The organism is Streptomyces inhibens (assembly GCF_003389455.1).
Taxonomy (GTDB): Bacteria; Actinomycetota; Actinomycetes; order Streptomycetales; family Streptomycetaceae; genus Streptomyces; species Streptomyces inhibens.
This window is the reverse complement of the sequence record NZ_QUAC01000235.1, coordinates 1-18,619: the sequence shown is the minus strand read 5'-3', so window position 1 is coordinate 18,619 and position 18,619 is coordinate 1. Positions and strand designations below refer to the sequence as shown.

Genomic DNA, 18,619 nt, shown 5'->3' with positions numbered 1-18,619 from the left:
TTCCTATCAGGCCCCTGAGCGAGCGCTCAGCGCGGGGTTGTTGTTCCCGCCGGCCGGCCTGGTGGCGGTCAGTCCTCGTGCGGGCTTTCCAGGCGGATCACCACGGACTTGGCCGCGGGGGTGTTGCTGGTGTCGGCCGTGTGGTCGAGCGGGATGAGGACATTGGTCTCGGGGTAGTAGGCGGCCGCGCAGCCGCGGGCCGTCGGGTAGTGCACGACACGGAAGCCGGGCGCCCGCCGCTCGCTGCCGTCCGTCCATTCGCTGACCAGGTCGGTGTACGCGCCGTCGGCCAGGCCCCGTTCGCGGGCGTCGTCGGGGTGGACGAGTACCACGCGGCGGCCGTTCTTGATGCCGCGGTAGCGGTCGTTGAGGCCGTAGATGGTGGTGTTGTACTGGTCGTGGGAGCGCAGCGTCTGCAGCAGCAGCCGTCCTTCGGGGACGGTGGGGTATTCGACGGGCGCGGCCGTGAAGTTGGCCTTGCCGGTGGAGGTGGGGAAGCTGCGGTTGTCCCGGGGGGCGTGCGGCAGGGCGAAGCCTCCGGGGTGGGCGACCTTGGCGTTGAAGTCCTCGAAGCCGGGGATGACATGGGCGATGCGGTCGCGGATCGTCGCGTAGTCCTTCTCGAACTCCTCCCAGGGAGTACGGCTGTTGTCGCCCAGGACGCGGCGGGCCAGACGGGCCACGATGGCGGTCTCGGACAGCAGCTGGGGGCTCGCGGGTGCAAGGCGGCCGCGGGAGGCGTGCACCATGCCCATGGAGTCCTCGACGGTCACGAACTGCTCGGTGCTTTTCCCGTTCGGGCCGACCTGCAGATCGCGCTCCGTACGGCCCAGCGTCGGCAGGATCAGCGCGCGGGCGCCGGTGATCGCGTGCGAGCGGTTGAGCTTGGTGGAGACGTGGACGGTCAGCCGGGCGCGGCGCATGGCGGCCTCGGTGACGTCGGTGTCGGGGGTGGCGGCGACGAAGTTGCCGCCCATGGCGAAGAACACCTTGGCCTGTCCGTCGCGCAGGGCGCGGATCGCGCGGACGACGTCGAGGCCGTGTTCGCGGGGCGGCGCGAAGCCGAACTCCTTCTCCAGGGCGTCGAGGAAGGCGGGCGCGGGCCGTTCGAAGATGCCCATGGTGCGGTCGCCCTGGACGTTGCTGTGGCCGCGTACGGGGCAGACGCCGGCTCCGGGGCGGCCGATGTTGCCGCGCAGAAGAAGGAAGTTGACGACTTCCTGGATGGTGGGGACGGAGTGCTTGTGCTGGGTCAGGCCCATCGCCCAGCACACGATCGTGCGGCGGGAGGCGAGGACCATGGCCAGCGCGCGGTCGATCTCCTCGCGGGTCAGGCCGGTGGCGCGCAGCGTCTCGTCCCAGTCGTCGTCGGCGCGCGCGGTGGCCGCGAACTCTTCGAAGCCGTGGGTGTGTTCGCGGATGAATTCCTCGTCGACGGCGCCGTCGGTGGCCAGGATCTGGCGGTTGAGGGCGCGGAAGAGGGCCTGGTCGCCGCCGAGGCGTACCTGGAGGAAGAGGTCGGTCAGGGGCGTGCCGCCGCCGGCCAGACCGCGCGGGGTCTGCGGGTTCTTGAAGCGTTCCAGGCCGGCCTCGGGCAGCGGATTGATCGAGATGATCTTTGTGCCGCCGGCCTTGGCCTTCTCCAGGGCGGTGAGCATCCGGGGGTGGTTCGTGCCCGGGTTCTGGCCGGCGACGATGATCAGGTCGGCCTTGTAGAGGTCCTCCAGCAGGACGCTGCCCTTGCCGATGCCGATGGTCTCCGTCAGGGCGGAGCCGGACGACTCATGGCACATGTTGGAGCAGTCGGGGAGGTTGTTGGTGCCGAATTCGCGGGCGAAGAGCTGGTAGAGGAAGGCGGCCTCGTTGCTGGTACGGCCGGAGGTGTAGAAGACGGCCTCGTCGGGGGAGTCGAGGGCGGTCAGCTCCTCGCCGATGATGTCGAAGGCCTGCTCCCAGGGGACGGGGACGTAGTGGTCGGCGCTCTCGGCCAGGTACATGGGGTGGGTGAGGCGGCCCTGCTGGCCGAGCCAGTAGCCGCTGCGGGTGGCGAGGTCGGCGACGGGGTGGGCGGCGAAGAAGTCCGGGGTGACGCGGCGCAGGGTGGCCTCTTCGGCGACGGCCTTGGCGCCGTTCTCGCAGAATTCGGCGGTGTGCGGCTTGTCGGGCTCGGGCCAGGCGCAGCCGGGGCAGTCGAAGCCGTCCGGCTGGTTGACGCGCAGGAGGGTCAGGGCGGTACGGCGCACGCCCATCTGCTGCTGCGCGATGCGCAGGGCGTGGGTGATGGCCGGCAGACCGACGGCGGAGTGCTGGGGTTCGCTGACCTCGGGCGCGTCCTGGATGGGGTCCGACGCGGGCGGTTTGCCTGCCATGGCGCTCTCCCTTGAGCCGTGAGCTGGTGCTCGCTCCGCCGGGGCGTGGCGGATCGTTGCCGTACACATCCGATCCTGTCACGGACGGGGTGGAGCGGTGTAGGGGTGATCGCGGGGATGGGTGGTCCGGGGCGCCGGCCGGGGTGTACGGCGCGGACGCGGGCGGCGTACGGCGGGGCACTGGGGGTCTGGCGGCAGGGGCCGGGGCGGCGTACGGCAGGGGCGGGAGCCGTCGCGGCGGGGATTGTCAGTGGGGCGTGGCAGGATCGGGGGCGTGGCAGCAAAGGCAGCGAAGAAGAGCGAAGCGACCGGCACCGAGGCGGCGGCGGGCGGCCGTCCCCGCCTGCTCCTGATGGACGGGCATTCCATGGCATACCGGGCGTTCTTCGCCCTGCCCGTGGAGAATTTCACGACCGTCACGGGACAACCGACCAATGCGATCTACGGCTTCGCGTCGATGCTCGCGAACACCCTGCGCGACGAGGCGCCCACGCATTTCGCGGTGGCCTTCGACGTCTCGCGCAAGACCTGGCGCTCCGAGGAGTTCCCGGACTACAAGGCGAACCGCTCCAAGACCCCCGACGAGTTCAAGGGCCAGGTCGAGCTGATCGGCGAGATGCTCGACGCGATGCGGGTCAAGCGGTTCGCGGTGGAGGGCTTCGAGGCCGACGACGTCATTGCCACGCTCACCGAGCAGGCCACCGCGCAGGGCTTCGAGGTCTCGATCGTCACCGGCGACCGCGACTCCTTCCAGCTGGTCTCCGACAACGTCACGGTGCTCTACCCCACCAAGGGCGTCTCGGAGCTGACGCGCTTCACCCCGGAGAAGGTCGTCGAGAAGTACGGCCTGACCCCCTCCCAGTACCCCGACTTCGCGGCGCTGCGCGGCGACCCGTCCGACAACCTCCCCGGCATCCCGGGCGTCGGTGAGAAGACCGCCACGAAGTGGATCAACCAGTTCGGTTCGTTCGCGGAGTTGATGGAGCGCGCCGAGGAGGTCAAGGGCAAGGCGGGCGCCAATCTGCGGGAGCACCTGGAGGCGGTGAAGCTCAACCGCCGGCTGACGGAGATGGTGCGCGATGTCGAGCTGCCGTGCGGCCCGGAGGCGCTGACCCGCGAGCCGTACGACCGTGAGGCGCTCACGGTCTTCCTCAATGCGCTGGAGATCCGCAACCCGGGCCTGCGGGACCGGCTGCACGCCGTCGACCCGGGCGCCGAGGAGGCCGCCGAGGAGGCCACCCCGGCCGCCGGCGTCGAGGTGGACGGCACGGTGATCGGCCCGGGCGAACTCGCTCCGTGGCTGGCCGAACACGGCACCGGACCGCTGGGCGTGTCCACCGTCGATACCTGGAGCCTGGGCAGCGGCAGCGTCGCCGAGGTGGCGCTGGCCGCCCCCGACGGCCCGGCCGCCTGGTTCGACCCGTCCCAGCTCGACGAGGCCGATGAGCAGGCCTTCGCCGCCTGGAGCGCGGACGCCGCCCGCCCCAAGGTGATGCACAACGCCAAGGGCCTGATGCGGGTCTTCGGCGAGCACGGCTGGCGGATCGACGGCGTCACCATGGACACCGCGCTGGCCGCCTATCTGGTCAAGCCCGGCCGCCGCTCCTTCGCCCTGGATGCCCTGTCCATCGAATACCTCGGGCGCGATCTCGCCCCGGCCGCGGCCGGCGACGGGCAGCTGGCGTTCGGCGCGGACGAGGAGGCCGAGGCGGACGCCCTGATGGCGCAGGCGCGCACGGTCCTCGACCTGGGGACGGCCTTCGAGGCCAAGCTCGCGGAGGTCGGCGCGGCCGAGCTGCTGCGCGATGTGGAGCTGCCTACCAGCGAGCTGCTGGCCCGGTTGGAGCGCGCCGGTATCGCCGCGGACCGGGGCTGGCTGGAGCGGATGGAGCAGCAGTTCGCGGGCGCGGTGCAGCAGGCCGTGCAGGAGGCGCATGCCGCCGTGGGCCATGAGTTCAACCTGGGCTCGCCCAAGCAGCTGCAGGAGGTCCTCTTCGGCGAGCTGGGCCTGCCCAAGACCAAGAAGACCAAGACCGGCTACACCACCGACGCCGACGCACTGGCCTGGCTGGCCGCGCAGACCGAGAACGAACTCCCGGTGATCATGCTCAGGCACCGTGAGCAGGCCAAGCTGCGCACCACGGTCGAGGGCCTGATCAAGACCATCGCCGCGGACGGCCGGATCCACACCACCTTCAACCAGACCGTGGCCGCCACCGGCCGGCTGTCCTCCACGGACCCCAACCTGCAGAACATCCCGGTGCGTACGGACGAGGGCCGGGCGATCCGCCGCAGCTTCGTCGTCGGCGAGGGTTTCGAATCGCTGCTGACCGCCGACTACAGCCAGATCGAGCTGCGGGTGATGGCTCATCTCTCCGAGGACGAGGGCCTGATCGAGGCGTTCACCTCCGGTGAGGACCTGCACACCACCGTCGCTTCCCATGTCTTCTCGGTCGGCAAGGACCAGGTCGACCCGGAGATGCGCCGCAAGATCAAGGCGATGTCCTACGGCCTGGCGTACGGCCTGTCGGCCTTCGGCCTCTCCCAGCAGCTGGGCATCCAGCCCGATGAGGCCCGCAAGCTGATGGACAACTACTTCGAGCGGTTCGGCGGGGTGCGCGACTACCTCCGGCGCGTGGTGGAGGAGGCCCGCGCCACCGGCTATACGGAGACGGTGCTCGGCCGCCGCCGCTACCTCCCCGACCTCAACAGCGACAACCGCCAGCGCCGCGAAATGGCCGAGCGGATGGCGCTGAACGCACCGATCCAGGGCACCGCCGCCGACATCGTGAAGATCGCGATGCTGCGGGTCGACGCGGCACTGCGCGCGGCGAAGCTGACGTCGCGGATGCTGCTCCAGGTCCATGACGAAATCGTCGTCGAGGTGGCCCCGGGCGAACGCAAGAAGGTCGAGGAACTGGTCCGCAGGGAGATGGCCGCGGCGGTCGAACTGAGGGCCCCGCTGGATGTCTCGGTCGGCTCCGGCAAGGACTGGGAGTCGGCGGCGCACTGAGGCGGAGGCGGGCCGGGAACGGCGCGGGGCCGGGAAGGGGGCGGGGGCAGACAAGGCCCCGCTCCGCCCCGGCTTTGCCGGCCGCAACCCGGCCCGCACCGCGTCGAGTTGCGGCCCGGTCCGGCCCGCCCGGCGGTGGCCGGATCACAGTCGTTGCCTGACGCGTCGTGGATTTTGTTGACGGCGCAAGCGCTCTGCTTTGATCACCCCGTGATGCGCCGTGTCGCCCGAGTCCTGGGCACCTACGTCTCCCGCAGTCCGGTCACCACTGGATATGTCGGACTGCTCTTGTTGACCCATCTGTGGTGCACTTCGGTGCTGTCCACCGCGGAGGCGCAGAGAGTGGTGCTCGGCGTCAGTACCAATCTGGACAATCTTCAAGACCGTCCGGTCCGCGTACTGGCGGGCAGCATGCTGTTCTTCGACGGCACGCTGACCGAATTCACCTCACTTGCCTTCGTCGGCACGCTGATCACGCTCGGCATCGGCGTCAGCGTGTGCCTGGCATGGCTGGAACGGCGGTACGGAGCGGGGCGTGCCGTCGGCATCTTCGTCCTGGGACACCTCGCGGCCACGCTGCTCACCGCGCCGTTGATCCACGTGGCCATCGCCCACGGCTGGTACCCGGACAGCGTTCGGCATGCCACCGACTTCGGGATCAGTTACGGGGCCGAAGCGGTGCTTGCGACGGGGGCACTCCTGCTGAAGCGGGCGCGGTGGCTCGCGGCGGCCGGGGTCGTCGCCTGGCCGGTGAGCGGCGGCGACTGGAGCGGTGTGCTGCCTGACTTCACCACCGTCGGTCATCTGCTGGCCGCAGCCATCGGCTTCGCCTGCGGTGCGTGCCTGCTGCGGGCCGCCCGGCGCGCTGCCCCGGCCCCAGCGCCGCAGCCCGACACGGCTCTCGTCGAGTAGCCCGACGTCGTGCAGCGGGCGCGGGTGCACAGCGGGCTCCCCGGGCGCCCTCACTCGGAGGCGGACGCCGTCGTTCCTGAGGCGGACGCGGCACCCGGCGCGGACCCCGTCCGGGATGCGGACCGGTCCGCGGGCCTCGGCAGCTGCACCGAGGCCCCGTGGCCGGCTGACCGGGTGCGGCGCAGATGGCGGTGCAGCAGCCGTACGGCCACCGCGTAGAGCGGCAGCCCGAGGGCGAGGCCGGCGCCGGCGCCGAAGAGTACGGTCGGGATGTAGTCGAACCAGGTCGCCGCGTCGCCGTAGGTGGCGTGTGCCCGCAGGGTGCGGTGCAGGGCGCCGAGGAGTACGCACACGGCGAGCGGAACGGTCACCAGCAGCCGCTGCCGGACGGTCAGGGCGGGGATGGCGGCGGGCGCCGCCGGCCCCGCACCGGCACCCCCGCCCGCGCCCTCACCCCGCAGCGCCGACCACACGAACCACCCCATCCCCGCCAGTGCGAGCGCCGATGTGCCGTACTGCAGATATGTGGCGACCGGGAACCCGGCCACGGTCCGGTCCAGGCCGGGTATCAGCCGGGTGCCCCAGCGGCCCGGGTGGGTAAAGGCGTCCCAGACCACATGAGTGGTGGCCCCGAGCACCGCCGAGAGCAGGAACCAGCCGGCCAGCGCGGCCAGTTCACGGGGTCCGCCCGGCTTCCAGGGACGCCCATGGGCGAACGCCCGGACCCGTCCGCGCCACGCCCGGGGCAGCAGTTCCAGCAACGGTTCGCGCAACAACAGCCAGCCACCGACCAACGCCACGGTGAACAGGACGTCCACCGTCAGCACGCCGAACAGCGAGTGGGTGACCTCGCCGAACTCCATGGCACCCGGCACCAGAGTGTCCGCGTAGTACGTCATGTCCGGCGCGAACGACCCCGCGACGAGCGCCGAGGCGACCAACGGACCGCGCGCTGCCCCGGTCCGCCGGATGGCCGGGAGCACAGCGGCGGCATGGCTGAGCGTGAACGGCATGGTGCTTCCCCCTGATCGATTCGGATCATTATGTGTCCGATGAGGGTGGTAGATGCCAGGCCCGAGTTGTCGTAGTGTCGCCTGAGTTGGAGCGCTGGGGAGCGCGACACCGCGTCAGCAACGCGGTGGGGCAACGCGGAGGGGACCACATATGGCAGCCACATTCCGGCGGCGGCTCCGAAGGGGAGCGGCCACGACGGCCGTNGAGGGGACCACATATGGCAGCCACATTCCGGCGGCGGCTCCGAAGGGGAGCGGCCACGACGGCCGTGGTGGCCTTGGTGCTCGCCGCCCTGACCGCCTCTCAGGCGCCGGCCGCCACCGGGAGCGCGGCCGCCAAGGACCAGGAACCGACCCCGCCCCCTGCCGACACCCCCATCGACGGCGGATCGACGTACTTCACCGATCGGCCGCCCTTCAAGAGCCCGGCGCCGCCCAACGGTTCGCACGAAACCGGCCACGGCCCCGCCCTCGGCACCGGACCCGCCGAGGCCGGCATCCCCGCCACCGTCCTGGCCGCCTACAAGAAGGCCGAATCCCGGATCGGCGCGTCCGACCCGGGCTGCCGGTTGCCCTGGCAGCTGCTCGCCGGAATCGGCAAGGTCGAATCCGGCCAGGCGCGCGGCGGAGCGGTCGACGCCGAGGGCACGACCCTCCAGCCGATCCTCGGCCCGCAGCTCAACGGCCATGGCTTCGCCCGGATCACCGACACCGACCACGGCCGCTACGACGGCGACCTCACCCACGACCGCGCCGTGGGCCCGATGCAGTTCATCCCCTCCACCTGGTCCGAGGGCGGCCCCGACGGCAGCGGTTGGGGCGCCGACGGCAACGGCGACGGCAAGAAGGACCCCAACAACGTCTTCGACGCGGCACTCGCCGCCGGCCGCTACCTCTGCGCCAACGGCCGCGACCTCTCGGACCGGCGCGACCTGAACCGGGCGATCCTCGGCTACAATAACTCCGAGGAATATCTGCGGACCGTGCTGTCCTGGTTCGAGTTCTACCGCCACGGCACCCACGAGGTGCCGGACGGCAAGGGCGTGCTCCCGGTGCACCGGCGCGGCGGTGGGGCGGCCGGGGACGACAACCACGCCCCGACCGGCCGCGGTACGAGCCATGGCCGGGGCTCCGGCAAGAGCCCGAAGCCCGGCGGATCCGGCACACCCGGCAAGGGAAAGCCGAACGAGCCCGGCACGCCAGGAGGTTCGGACGGCACCGGCCCCACACCGGGCGGCGGCACGGGGAAGCCCACCGACAAGCCCACCCCCACACCCACACCCACCCCCAAGCCGCCCACCAAGCCCGCCCCGCTCACCGCCCTCCAACGGGTCGGCGACAAGGACCTCAGCGCCACCGCCGGCACCGAGTTCGCCACGTCACCCCAGGTGCGCGCCGAGGACTCGGCGGGCAAGCCGGTCGCCGGCGCCCCCGTCCGCTTCACCCTCCCCGCCTCCACCGACGCCCGCTTCCCCGACGACGCGACCACCGTCACCGTCACCACGGACAAGGACGGCCTGGCCACCGCGCCCACACTGCGTGCGGGCGACAAGGCCGGCGCCTTCGCGATCCGTGCGACGGCCGTCGGCCGTACCGTGCCCGCCGTCGACTTCGGCGCCACCGTCAAGGCCAAGCCGGCGCCGAAGGCCGACAAACTCGTCCGTACCTCGGACAAGGAGCTGACGGCGACCGCCGGCCAGGCCTTCGCGGAGGACGCGGTCGAGGTCAAGGCGACGTACCAGGACAAGATCGCGGCGGGTGTGCCGGTCACCGCGACCATGGTCACCGACGACCCGAAGAACCCCGTGGAGAACGACAAGGGCCCCTACTTCAAGGACCCCGAGGCCACCGGCGACGACAAGGACAAGCCGGTCCGCACACTCACCGGGCTCACCACGGACGCCGACGGCCTGCTCAAGCTCCCGAAGATCTACACGGACGCGCACGCCGGGACCTTCCTGCTGCGGCTGACCACCGCCGACGGCACGGTCCTCACCATCAAGCTGAAGGTCGCCGCCCCGGCCGGGTCGTAACGAGCCGCCCGGCCCCTCGCCACCACAAAGGCACCTCCTCCGGCCGGCCTCCGCGCCCGGCCCGACACCGCAGTCCCACCGCCGTCCCGCCCGCCGTCCAGGGCGGGACGGCGGTGCAACGTGTTCTCATCTCAGCCGCCCGTTGCTACGGTGCCCCCGCCCTGACGCCATCGGGGGCCCGGGGACGTCCCCCGGACAGGCACAGCAGCTCTCCGGGAGGCCGCCCATGCGCGCCCTGACAGCAGCCGCGGCCGGACTGGCCGCGGCGCTCGCCCTCATCTTCACGATCACCGCGATCGGCGCGCCCAGCGGCACGACCTCCCCCAAACCGCTGCTGACCACCGTCCCCAAGCACCCCTGAGGGAGGGACGCCACCGCCATGCGCCGCAACGTGCCAACTACGGGGACAACCCCCACACCCCCGGCCGGTACCCACACCACCGATCCCGCCCGCCGTACAGCAGCGAGAGGGATGCGCCGCTGGGCGAGCCTGGTGCTGCTCGCCCTCGCCGTCTTCTTCACCGCCCTGTCCCCGCTGATGCGGTGGTACGCCTTCCCGCGGCTCGCCAAGATCCCGCCCAGCCAGTACCAGGACACGGTCCTGGAGGCCAAGCCTGCCACCCTCATCGACTACGGGACGATGAAGGCCAAACAGGTCCCCAAGGTCACCATCGTGCAGACCCTCAAGGGCGATGTCGCCGCATCCGACCGGATCGAGCAGACCGCGGGCCGCGACGTCGTCGTCTGGGACGCCCTGTCCTATGTCGCCGGCCCCGACGGCAAGATGGTCTCCGAAATCCCCGAGCGCTACATCTTCGACGCGCACTCCCAGGAACCCGTGCACGCCACCGGCGAGATGGTCGACGGCGATCCGGTACGCCGCGAAGGCATCGAGTACAAGTGGCCGTTCCTCACCGAGAAGCGCGACTACACCTACTTCGACGCCCAGACCCGGACCTCGGCCCCCATCCACTACAAGGGGACGCGCACCTTCCGCGGCCTGGAGGTCTACTACTTCGAGCAGACCATCCCCTGGACCAAGGTCCCGCTCCCCAAGAAGATGCCGGTCAAGGGCATCACCCCGGAGTCCGTCGAGAAGATGGGCACCACCCGCTGGTACACCACCAAGCGGATGTTCTGGGTGGAACCGGTCACCGGCGCACCGGTCAACGGCCAGGAGATCCACAAGGAGGAGCTGCGCGGCGGCGATCTGCTGCCCGGTGGCGGCAAGGTCACCGCGTTCGCCGGCCATGTGAAGATGCGCGACGACTACGCCGACTCCATCGTGGCCATGGTGACCTCCCAGCGCACCCTGGTCCTGCTGCTCACCAGCTACCTCCCCTGGGGGTTCCTGGTCCTCGGCGCCGCGCTCCTCGCACTGAGCCTGCACCTCGAAGCCCGCAGCCGCCGCCCCGCTGCATCGGCCCGGCGGCCCTCGTCCGCACCGTCGCCGGCGTCCGACGAGGGCGTTGTCAGTGGCGGCCCGTAACGTGAACACATGACGTTAGCGAACTGCCCCGTCACCGACGAAGTCATCGCACAGCTCGTGGAGTTGACCCACCTGGCCTGCGGCGACGCCCCGTCGGATGCCCCGGACCACGCTCACCACGAGCACCGCGCCCACATCCGCGCCACCGGCCTCTCTGGCGCCCCCGGTCTCTCTGACGGATCCATCGAGTCCATCGAGTCCATCGACTCCTTGGACGGCATTGAGGCCTTCGACGCCTTCCTGGCCACCCACGGATGGCGCTACTCCGAATTCGACGACTCCTACGAAACCGCCGCCGGACAGGTCATCTGGTCGGGCCACTACGACGGCGACCCGGGCCCGTCCGGCCAGACCACCTGGGCGACCTTCAGCGTCTACGACCCCGAGTACGACGGTGTGTCCGACGCCGACCACCTCGCCGCGGTCTGGGGCCGTGCCCGCGGCTGGACCCTCCACCCCGACGAGGGCCGCAGCCGGCTGGACGCCGACTGGCAGGCCGCCGCCGCACTCCTCACCGCGCGCTTCGGCCACCCCAGCGCCATGACCAGCGGCCCCGACCCGGCCGACGGCACCCCCGACGCCGACCTCCACTTCGCTCTCTGGCGCGGCGGCGACCAGCTCCTGTGCCTTGCCCAGGACACCGACCCCGTCTGCTACTCCTGCTTTCTCCGCAATGTGCTGGTGGTCGTCCCGGCCGACCGGGACACGGCGCTGCCGGGGCCGGAGACGCTCAGCGAGTGGTATGCGGCCAAGCTGCTGGGAGAGGGGGTGGCCGCTTGACTCCGCGCCCGGTGGCCCTCGGGTCAGCCCCGCTTGAGCCGCGCCGTCGTGTGCCGGGTCGGCTCGGCCGTCGAAGGGTCCTCCGGCCAGGGGTGCTTGGGATAGCGGCCGCGCAACTCCGCACGCACGGACCGGTATCCGTCCCTCCAGAACGAGGCGAGATCGGCCGTGACGGCGGCCGGACGCCCCGCGGGGGAGAGCAGATGCACCAGCACCGGCACCCGGCCGTCGGCCACTCGCGGTGACTCCTGCCGGCCGAACAACTCCTGCAGCTTGACGGCCAGCACCGGCTGCTCACCGCCGTAATCCACCCGTACCCGCGAACCACTCGGCACCTCGATACGCTCCGGCGCCAGCTCCTCGAAACGGGCCGCGTCACCGGTCGCCCACGGCAGTAGCCGGGCCAGCGCCTGCCCCGCGTCGACCCGCTCCAGATCGGCCCGCCGCCGCGCCCGCCCGAGTTCCACACCCAGCCACTCCTCGACGCGCTCCAGCAGCGCCGCGTCCGACACATCGGGCCATGGCGCGCCCAACTCCCGGTGCAGGAACGCCATCCGCTGCCGCAACGACATCGCGCCGGCCGACCACCGCAGCAGCCCGAGCCCCTCCCGCCGCAGCCCCGACACCACCGCGTCCCGCAGCAGCCCGGGGTCGGGCGCGGTCAGCGGCCGCGCCGCAAGCTCGATCGCCCCCAGCCGGGTCACCGTCCTGGCTACCACGTCCCCGTCCGACCAGCGCACCTCCTCACCGGACGAGTACAGCGCCCGCGCGGCCGCACACGCCGTCGCCTCATCGATCACCGCCGCCAGCCGCACCCGCGCCGACACCGCCCCCACCGGCCGGTCCGCCACCGCAACCGCCAGCCACCCCGCCTCCCGCAGTCGCGAGGTGTCCCCGGCCTGAGTCCCCGGGCGCGGCCCCGCCCCCGCCAGCTCCGCCCCGGTCCCGGATGCCATGAGGTAACTCCCGACCCCGCGCACCCGCGCCACCCGCTCCGGAAACGCCAACGCGGCGATGAGCCCGGCGACGGCGTCGTCGGTGGGGGATGAGCCCGCGGGGTTACGGGAGCCGTTCGTGCCGGTGCCGGAACCGCCGGCGGTGCTCCTGGCTGCGGCCGCGCCCTCGCCGACGCCGGGACGCCTGCCCGCTCCCGGGCCCCGGCCCGCCCCTGACACCTCACCCGCGCCCGAAACCTCGCCCGACCCTGAAGCCGACCCTGAACCTGACCCCGGCCGCGCCCCCGGCTCTCCGGCCGCCGACGCCAGCCGCCGGGCCTCCTGCCGCCACCTGGCGGCGTAGGCATCGCCACCCCGTCGCGCGGTGCGCCACGCGGCCGCCAGATCGTCCCCGTACGCCCGCGGCGGCTCCTCGCTCAGCAGGGCGACCACCTCCGCGGCCCGCCGTACGCCGACCTCGGGCGCGCCGTCCACCAGGGCGCGCGCCAGTCGGGGATGCAACCCGAGCCGCGCCATCCGGGTGCCCCGCTCCGTCGCCCGGCCGTCCTCGTCCACCGCGCCGATCGCCGTCAGCACCTCCCGCGCCGCGGCCAGCGCACCGGCCGGCGGCGCATCGAGCAGCGCAAGACCGCTCGCCGCCGGATCGCCCCAGCACGCCGCCTGCAAGGCGAACGCCGTCAGATCCGCCACCTTGATCTCCGGATCGGGGAAGGCCGGCAGCCGCCCGTCCTCGCCCTCCGACCAGCACCGATACACCACACCCGGCGCCTCGCGCCCGGCCCGCCCGGCGCGCTGGCGGCCCGCCGCCCGGGAGGCCCGTACGGTCGTGAGCGCGCTGAGCCCCCGCGCATGATCCGTCCGCGGCACCCGCGCCAGCCCACTGTCGACCACCACCCGCACGCCCGGCACGGTCAGGCTGGACTCCGCCACCGAGGTCGCCAGCACCACCCGCCGGGCGCCGTCCCCGCCCGCCAGCACCGCGTCCTGTACCTCGGCCGGCGCCCGCCCGTGCACCTGCAGCACCTCGGCGTCCACACCGGTCAGCTCCCCGGCGACGCGCCCGATCTCCCCGACACCGGGCAGAAAGCACAGCACATCGCCCGACTGCTCCCGCAGCGCCCGCCGCACCACGCTCGCCACATGCGTCAGCAGCGCCGGATCGACCCGCATCCCGTGTGCCGGCCGCACCGGCCGCTCCGGAGGCGCCCACACCACTCCTACGGGATGCGACACGCCCGTCGCCTCGACGACCGGCGCCGCCCCGTCGGGGCCGCCCAGCAGACGTGCCCACCCCTGGGCGTCCGTGGTCGCCGACGCGGCCACCAGCCGCAGCTCGGGCCGCAGCGTCTCGCGTACGTCCAGAAGGAAGGCCGCGGAGGTATCGGCGTCCAGATGCCGCTCGTGGCACTCGTCGAGCACCACCACATCGACGCCGGCCAGCTCGGGGTCGCGCTGCAGCCGCTGCAGCAGCACCCCGGTGGTCACCACTTCCACGACGGTGCGGGGCCCGGCCCGGCGCTCACCGCGCACCGTGAACCCGATGTCCTCGCCGACCTTCCCGCCCAGCAGCCAGGCCATCCGCCGCGCCGCGGCGCGGGCCGCGATCCGGCGCGGCTCGGCGACCAGCACCCGCCGCACCGGCCCCTCACCGGTCAGACCGGCGAGAACCAGCGGCACCAGGGTCGTCTTGCCGGTGCCCGGCGGGGCGCAGAGCACCGCCGTACCGGGCCCGTCGAGGGCGGCACGGAGCGCGGGCAGCGCGGTACGTACGGGCAGCTGGGCAAGGGCGTGGGCGGCGCCCCCGGCCGAAGATTGGGGGAGGATCACGCCCCCAGTCTGCCGCCCCGGCCAAGCACGTCGGCAGGCCGCTGCCCGGAGACGGCGGCGGGACGGCCTCTTAAGTCCCCTGAGCCCCCGCAGCCCCCCGAGCCCCTAAGCCCCCGCCACGCACACGAAGATCGCCGTCCCCGGAATCAGATGCCCGCGCAGCGGGGACCAGCCGCCCCACTCCTGGGTGTTCCACTCCGGCCATTCCGGTTCGACGAGATCCTCCAGCCGGAAACCGGCGGCCACCACGTCCCGGACCCGGTCGCCCAGCGTCCGGTGGTGCTCGACATACACCGCGTGGCCGCTCCCGTCCTGTTCGACGTACGGCGTGCGATCGAAGTAGGAAGCCGCCACCGACAGCCCCTCGGGCCCCGGCTCGTCCGGGAAGGCCCAGCGGAGGGGGTGGGTGACGGAGAAGACGAACCGGCCGCCCGGCCGCAGCACCCGGCGCACCTCGCGCAGCACCCGCACCGGATCGGCGACGAACGGCAGCGCGCCGTACGCGGAACAGGCGAGGTCGAAGCTTCCGTCGCGGAACGGCAGCGCCCCCGCGTCCGCCTCCACCAGCTCGGTGGCGTCGTCGGCCAGCCCGTCGGCGATCCGCAGCGCGTGCTGCAGTTGCCGGTGGGAGAGATCCAGCGCCACCGGGAGCGCGCCCTGCGCCGCCAGCCAGCGGGAGCACTGCGCCGCGCCGGCTCCGATCTCCAGGATCCGCCGCCCCTTCAGCTCTGCGGCCGGCCCGAGCAGCGCGGCGTCCGCCTCGTCGAGCCCCTCGGGACCCCAGATGAAGCGGTCGTCCCCGAGAAACGCACCGTGGTCGCTCTGGTACTCGTCGGCGTTACGGTCCCACCAGCCCCGATTGGCCCGGCTGCTTTCGGTGTCCGAGGCGTCACGGCGAGTCGCCTCCGGCTCGTGGTCTTGGTTCATTGCGCCCGTCGTCGTAGTCTTCGCACTGCTTGTAGCTGCAGGGACTGTGAGGCCGTTCGACCTCGCGGAACACCGCGTGTGCCGGTTATGGGGCATTCTGTCCCGGGTGTGCGCGTTCGCGCATTGACCGTGTCCGGCTGCCCCCGTATGCTACAAGTTGCGCTGCGGGCTTGCGCGCCTCAGACGGAGCAGGCCGCGCTCGCATCTGTATGTATGTCCCCTCGGTTTTGAGGCGTTTCGGATTGTGACGGATGCTCCGGCATCTCTGAACTTCCGGAAGATACGTCTTTGACACTGTCCGGCTTATGCAGAGGCGATACGGGCTCTCGGCGTAGCAGTACCTACGACTTCAATGTCCGCACCGGAGCCCTTTCCCACATGACGAGCAGCACCGAGACCACCGCCACCACCCCGCAGGTTGCGGTCAACGACATCGGTAACGAGGAAGCCTTCCTCGCCGCGATCGACGAGACGATCAAGTACTTCAACGACGGCGACATCGTCGACGGCGTCATCGTGAAGGTCGACCGGGACGAGGTCCTGCTCGACATCGGTTACAAGACCGAAGGCGTCATCCCGAGCCGCGAGCTCTCGATCAAGCACGACGTCGACCCCAATGAGGTCGTCGCCGTCGGTGACGAGATCGAAGCCCTTGTTCTCCAGAAGGAGGACAAGGAAGGCCGCCTGATCCTCTCGAAGAAGCGCGCCCAGTACGAGCGTGCCTGGGGCACCATCGAGAAGATCAAGGAAGAGGACGGGATCGTCACCGGTACCGTCATCGAGGTCGTCAAGGGTGGTCTCATCCTCGACATCGGCCTCCGTGGCTTCCTCCCGGCCTCCCTGGTCGAGATGCGCCGCGTCCGCGACCTTCAGCCCTACGTGGGCAAGGAGCTCGAGGCCAAGATCATCGAGCTGGACAAGAACCGCAACAACGTGGTCCTGTCCCGCCGTGCCTGGCTGGAGCAGACCCAGAGCGAGGTCCGCCAGACCTTCCTCACCACCCTTCAGAAGGGTCAGGTGCGCTCCGGCGTCGTCTCCTCCATCGTCAACTTCGGTGCCTTCGTGGACCTGGGTGGCGTCGACGGCCTCGTCCACGTCTCCGAGCTCTCCTGGAAGCACATCGACCACCCGTCCGAGGTTGTCGAGGTCGGCCAGGAAGTCACCGTCGAGGTTCTCGACGTCGACATGGACCGCGAGCGCGTCTCCCTGTCGCTCAAGGCCACCCAGGAAGACCCGTGGCAGCAGTTCGCCCGGACCCACCAGATCGGTCAGGTCGTCCCGGGTAAGGTCACCAAGCTCGTTCCCTTCGGTGCGTTCGTGCGCGTCGACGAGGGCATCGAGGGCCTGGTCCACATCTCCGAGCTGGCCGAGCGCCACGTGGAGATCCCGGAGCAGGTTGTCCAGGTCAACGACGAGATCTTCGTCAAGGTCATCGACATCGACCTCGAGCGCCGTCGCATCAGCCTCTCGCTGAAGCAGGCCAACGAGTCCTTCGGTGCCGACCCGTCGGCGGTCGAGTTCGACCCGACCCTGTACGGCATGGCCGCGTCCTACGACGACCAGGGCAACTACATCTACCCCGAGGGCTTCGACCCGGAGACCAACGACTGGCTCGAGGGCTACGAGTCCCAGCGCGAGGCGTGGGAGAACCAGTACGCCGAGGCGCAGCAGCGCTTCGAGCAGCACCAGGCTCAGGTCATCAAGTCCCGCGAGGCCGACGAGCAGGCTGCGGCCGAGGGCGCTGCGGCGCCGGCGGCGCAGGGTGGCGGCCAGGCCGGCGGCGGCCAGGCCGGTGGCGGCGGCTCGTACTCCTCGGAGTCGGCGGACACCTCCGGCGCCCTGGCGTCGGACGAGGCGCTCGCCGCGCTGCGCGAGAAGCTGGCCGGCGGCCAGAGCTGAGCTCGCGTCGACAGGCGCCCGGCGGTTCGCCGCTAGGCACTAGCCGATAGACGAAGGCCCGTTCCCCTCAGGGGGAGCGGGCCTTCGTCGTATCCGGGGGCGGTCATGTCCTCGGGTCCCGGGGGTATTGCTGCGCAACGGTCAGCCCACGGGGATGCCCGGATTGGCGACGCCGCGGCCGCCGGTGACGGTGTTGTCGCGCGCGATGGTGACCGGGCAGCCGGATACGTCGTAATGGGTGATGTTGAATCCATAACGGTCGGGTCCGGTGGCGCCGCTCAGATCGGACGTGTTGCCACGGAAGACCGTGCCGCAGCCCCAGCCCGATTGCTGGGTGTGGGTCTCGTAGCCGTTGTTGGTGGTGTGCTTGCCCTTGTTGTTCTCGACGAGGACCTTGTTGCCCTTGATGTCGACCCACGAGTCGTCGTAATGGGCGCCGGTCAGCCCACTGCCGTCGAACGTATTGCCGATGATCTTCGCGCCGGTGGTGCCTTCCTTGATGTCGATGTTCTCGCCGCCGACACCTGGCCCGATGGTGTTGCCGAGGATCTGCACGTTGTCGCTCTTGTCGTCGGTGCCGCCCGCGCTGCCGACGTACACCCCCTCACCCATGCCGCTGCCGTTCTTGCCGGTGTCGCGGATGGTGGAGTTCTTGATGACGCCGTCCTTGCTGGACTTGCGGAAGTGCACGCCCTCCATGTCCAGGTCATGCACGGTGACGGAGTCGATGACGACGCCGTTCGAGGCGTCCATCATGATCCCCTTCTGGCCGCCGGTGACGGTGATTCCCTTGACGGTCCAGTACGAGGCGCCGTTCAGGTGGAGCCCATAGCCGCCGCCCGCGGTCAGGACGGCCTTCGATGAACCGGTGAGCGTGATGCGGGACCCGGAGGTGCCGGCGGCAGTGGTCTTGAAGTTGCCGTTGTACGTGCCGTCGGCGAGCTGAATCGAGTCACCCGGCTTCGCGGCGGCGAGCGCGTCCTTGAGCTGCGCGGCCGTCGACACCTCGATGACTCGGGTGGGAGAAGCGGCAGGAGTGCTGCCGGTGGCGGCTGTGGCCGAGGTGGCCAGGGGGAGTAACGCGGCGGCGCCCAGGAGGGCGGCGGCGCCGTGGGCGGTCAAGAGGGGGCGAATGCGATGGGAACGGCGAGAACGGCGAGAACGGGGGGAACGGAGGGAACGGGCGGAACCGGGCGTACGCATCCAACTTCCTTCCTATATATGAACCTTGGATTTCAGTATGAATCTGCCGTGCGGGGTGAAGCTAGAGGCGGAGGTGGTGTGAGTCAAGCCTTGAGGTGGTGCGGGTGTGGGCTGAAGTCGTCTCTGTAGTAAGAGAGTTGAGTTCATGTCCTTGAATTTGAGGTGGCGGGGGAGAGTGGGGGAGGGCGCCGGGGCAGG

General features: G+C 71.2%; 12 protein-coding genes. 7 read left to right on the top strand and 5 right to left on the bottom strand.

Annotated elements, in window-relative coordinates; genetic code table 11:
* Positions 1-68: 68 nt before the first annotated feature.
* Positions 69-2,369: an FdhF/YdeP family oxidoreductase gene (locus DY245_RS30100; protein ID WP_128510357.1), complete on the bottom strand. Its 2,301-nt coding sequence runs from the start codon at positions 2,367-2,369 to the stop codon at positions 69-71.
* Between the two features lie 352 nt (positions 2,370-2,721).
* Here DY245_RS30100 and polA point away from each other — a divergent pair, with 352 nt between their 5' ends.
* Both polA and DY245_RS30090 read left to right on the top strand, forming a co-directional pair.
* Positions 2,722-5,382: a DNA polymerase I gene (polA, locus tag DY245_RS30095; RefSeq protein ID WP_181923942.1), complete on the top strand. Its 2,661-nt coding sequence runs from the start codon at positions 2,722-2,724 to the stop codon at positions 5,380-5,382.
* A gap of 213 nt (positions 5,383-5,595) precedes the next feature.
* The gene (locus tag DY245_RS30090; protein WP_128510355.1) at positions 5,596-6,294 is read left to right on the top strand and encodes a rhomboid-like protein; all 699 of its coding nucleotides are present in this window, start codon (positions 5,596-5,598) and stop codon (positions 6,292-6,294) included.
* 50 nt (positions 6,295-6,344) lie between these two features.
* On the opposite strand, the gene DY245_RS30085 is transcribed toward DY245_RS30090, so the two are convergent.
* Positions 6,345-7,307, bottom strand: a complete 963-nt coding sequence (locus DY245_RS30085; RefSeq protein ID WP_128510354.1) for a DUF4184 family protein — start codon at positions 7,305-7,307, stop codon at positions 6,345-6,347.
* Between the two features lie 218 nt (positions 7,308-7,525).
* Here DY245_RS30085 and DY245_RS30080 point away from each other — a divergent pair, with 218 nt between their 5' ends.
* The 4 genes from DY245_RS30080 (at position 7,526) to DY245_RS30065 (ending at position 11,609) form a co-directional block, all read left to right on the top strand.
* Positions 7,526-9,340, top strand: a complete 1,815-nt coding sequence (locus DY245_RS30080) for a lytic transglycosylase domain-containing protein (protein ID WP_128510353.1) — start codon at positions 7,526-7,528, stop codon at positions 9,338-9,340.
* 226 nt (positions 9,341-9,566) lie between these two features.
* On the top strand, positions 9,567-9,701 hold the full coding sequence (locus DY245_RS30075) for an SPW_0924 family protein (RefSeq protein WP_128510352.1): 135 nt from the start codon (positions 9,567-9,569) through the stop codon (positions 9,699-9,701).
* A 111-nt stretch (positions 9,702-9,812) separates the two neighbouring features.
* Positions 9,813-10,829, top strand: a complete 1,017-nt coding sequence (pgfA, locus tag DY245_RS30070; RefSeq protein ID WP_128510368.1) for a cell envelope lipid trafficking protein PgfA — start codon at positions 9,813-9,815, stop codon at positions 10,827-10,829.
* Between the two features lie 9 nt (positions 10,830-10,838).
* Positions 10,839-11,609 carry a hypothetical protein gene (locus DY245_RS30065; protein ID WP_128510351.1) on the top strand — a complete coding sequence of 257 codons (771 nt, stop codon included), beginning with the start codon at positions 10,839-10,841 and terminating at the stop codon, positions 11,607-11,609.
* A gap of 23 nt (positions 11,610-11,632) precedes the next feature.
* Here the strand turns inward: DY245_RS30065 and DY245_RS30060 are convergent, their stop codons facing one another.
* Both DY245_RS30060 and DY245_RS30055 read right to left on the bottom strand, forming a co-directional pair.
* Entirely contained in the window at positions 11,633-14,392 is a 2,760-nt protein-coding gene (locus DY245_RS30060) for an ATP-dependent RNA helicase (RefSeq protein WP_244943361.1), read from the bottom strand.
* Between the two features lie 105 nt (positions 14,393-14,497).
* Positions 14,498-15,319: a class I SAM-dependent methyltransferase gene (locus DY245_RS30055; RefSeq protein ID WP_128510350.1), complete on the bottom strand. Its 822-nt coding sequence runs from the start codon at positions 15,317-15,319 to the stop codon at positions 14,498-14,500.
* A gap of 378 nt (positions 15,320-15,697) precedes the next feature.
* Between DY245_RS30055 and rpsA the strand changes: the two genes are divergently transcribed.
* Complete coding sequence (gene rpsA, locus DY245_RS30045) at positions 15,698-17,218, top strand: 30S ribosomal protein S1 (RefSeq protein ID WP_128510348.1); 1,521 nt, start codon at positions 15,698-15,700, stop codon at positions 17,216-17,218.
* A 141-nt stretch (positions 17,219-17,359) separates the two neighbouring features.
* Here rpsA and DY245_RS30040 read toward each other — a convergent pair whose 3' ends face one another.
* Positions 17,360-18,340: a right-handed parallel beta-helix repeat-containing protein gene (locus DY245_RS30040; protein ID WP_425329458.1), complete on the bottom strand. Its 981-nt coding sequence runs from the start codon at positions 18,338-18,340 to the stop codon at positions 17,360-17,362.
* Positions 18,341-18,619: the final 279 nt, after the last annotated feature.

Bases quoted from the DNA above. Each gene is read 5' to 3' on its own strand.
- DY245_RS30085 (WP_128510354.1), bottom strand. From the start codon at position 7,307: ATGCCGTTCACGCTCAGCCATGCCGCCGCTGTGCTCCCGGCCATCCGG.
- DY245_RS30075 (WP_128510352.1), top strand. From the start codon at position 9,567: ATGCGCGCCCTGACAGCAGCCGCGGCCGGACTGGCCGCGGCGCTCGCC.
- DY245_RS30065 (WP_128510351.1), top strand. From the start codon at position 10,839: ATGACGTTAGCGAACTGCCCCGTCACCGACGAAGTCATCGCACAGCTC.
- DY245_RS30080 (WP_128510353.1), top strand. From the start codon at position 7,526: ATGGCAGCCACATTCCGGCGGCGGCTCCGAAGGGGAGCGGCCACGACG.
- rpsA (WP_128510348.1), top strand. From the start codon at position 15,698: ATGACGAGCAGCACCGAGACCACCGCCACCACCCCGCAGGTTGCGGTC.
- DY245_RS30055 (WP_128510350.1), bottom strand. From the start codon at position 15,319: ATGAACCAAGACCACGAGCCGGAGGCGACTCGCCGTGACGCCTCGGAC.
- polA (WP_181923942.1), top strand. From the start codon at position 2,722: ATGGACGGGCATTCCATGGCATACCGGGCGTTCTTCGCCCTGCCCGTG.
- DY245_RS30090 (WP_128510355.1), top strand. From the start codon at position 5,596: ATGCGCCGTGTCGCCCGAGTCCTGGGCACCTACGTCTCCCGCAGTCCG.
- pgfA (WP_128510368.1), top strand. From the start codon at position 9,813: ATGCGCCGCTGGGCGAGCCTGGTGCTGCTCGCCCTCGCCGTCTTCTTC.
- DY245_RS30100 (WP_128510357.1), bottom strand. From the start codon at position 2,369: ATGGCAGGCAAACCGCCCGCGTCGGACCCCATCCAGGACGCGCCCGAG.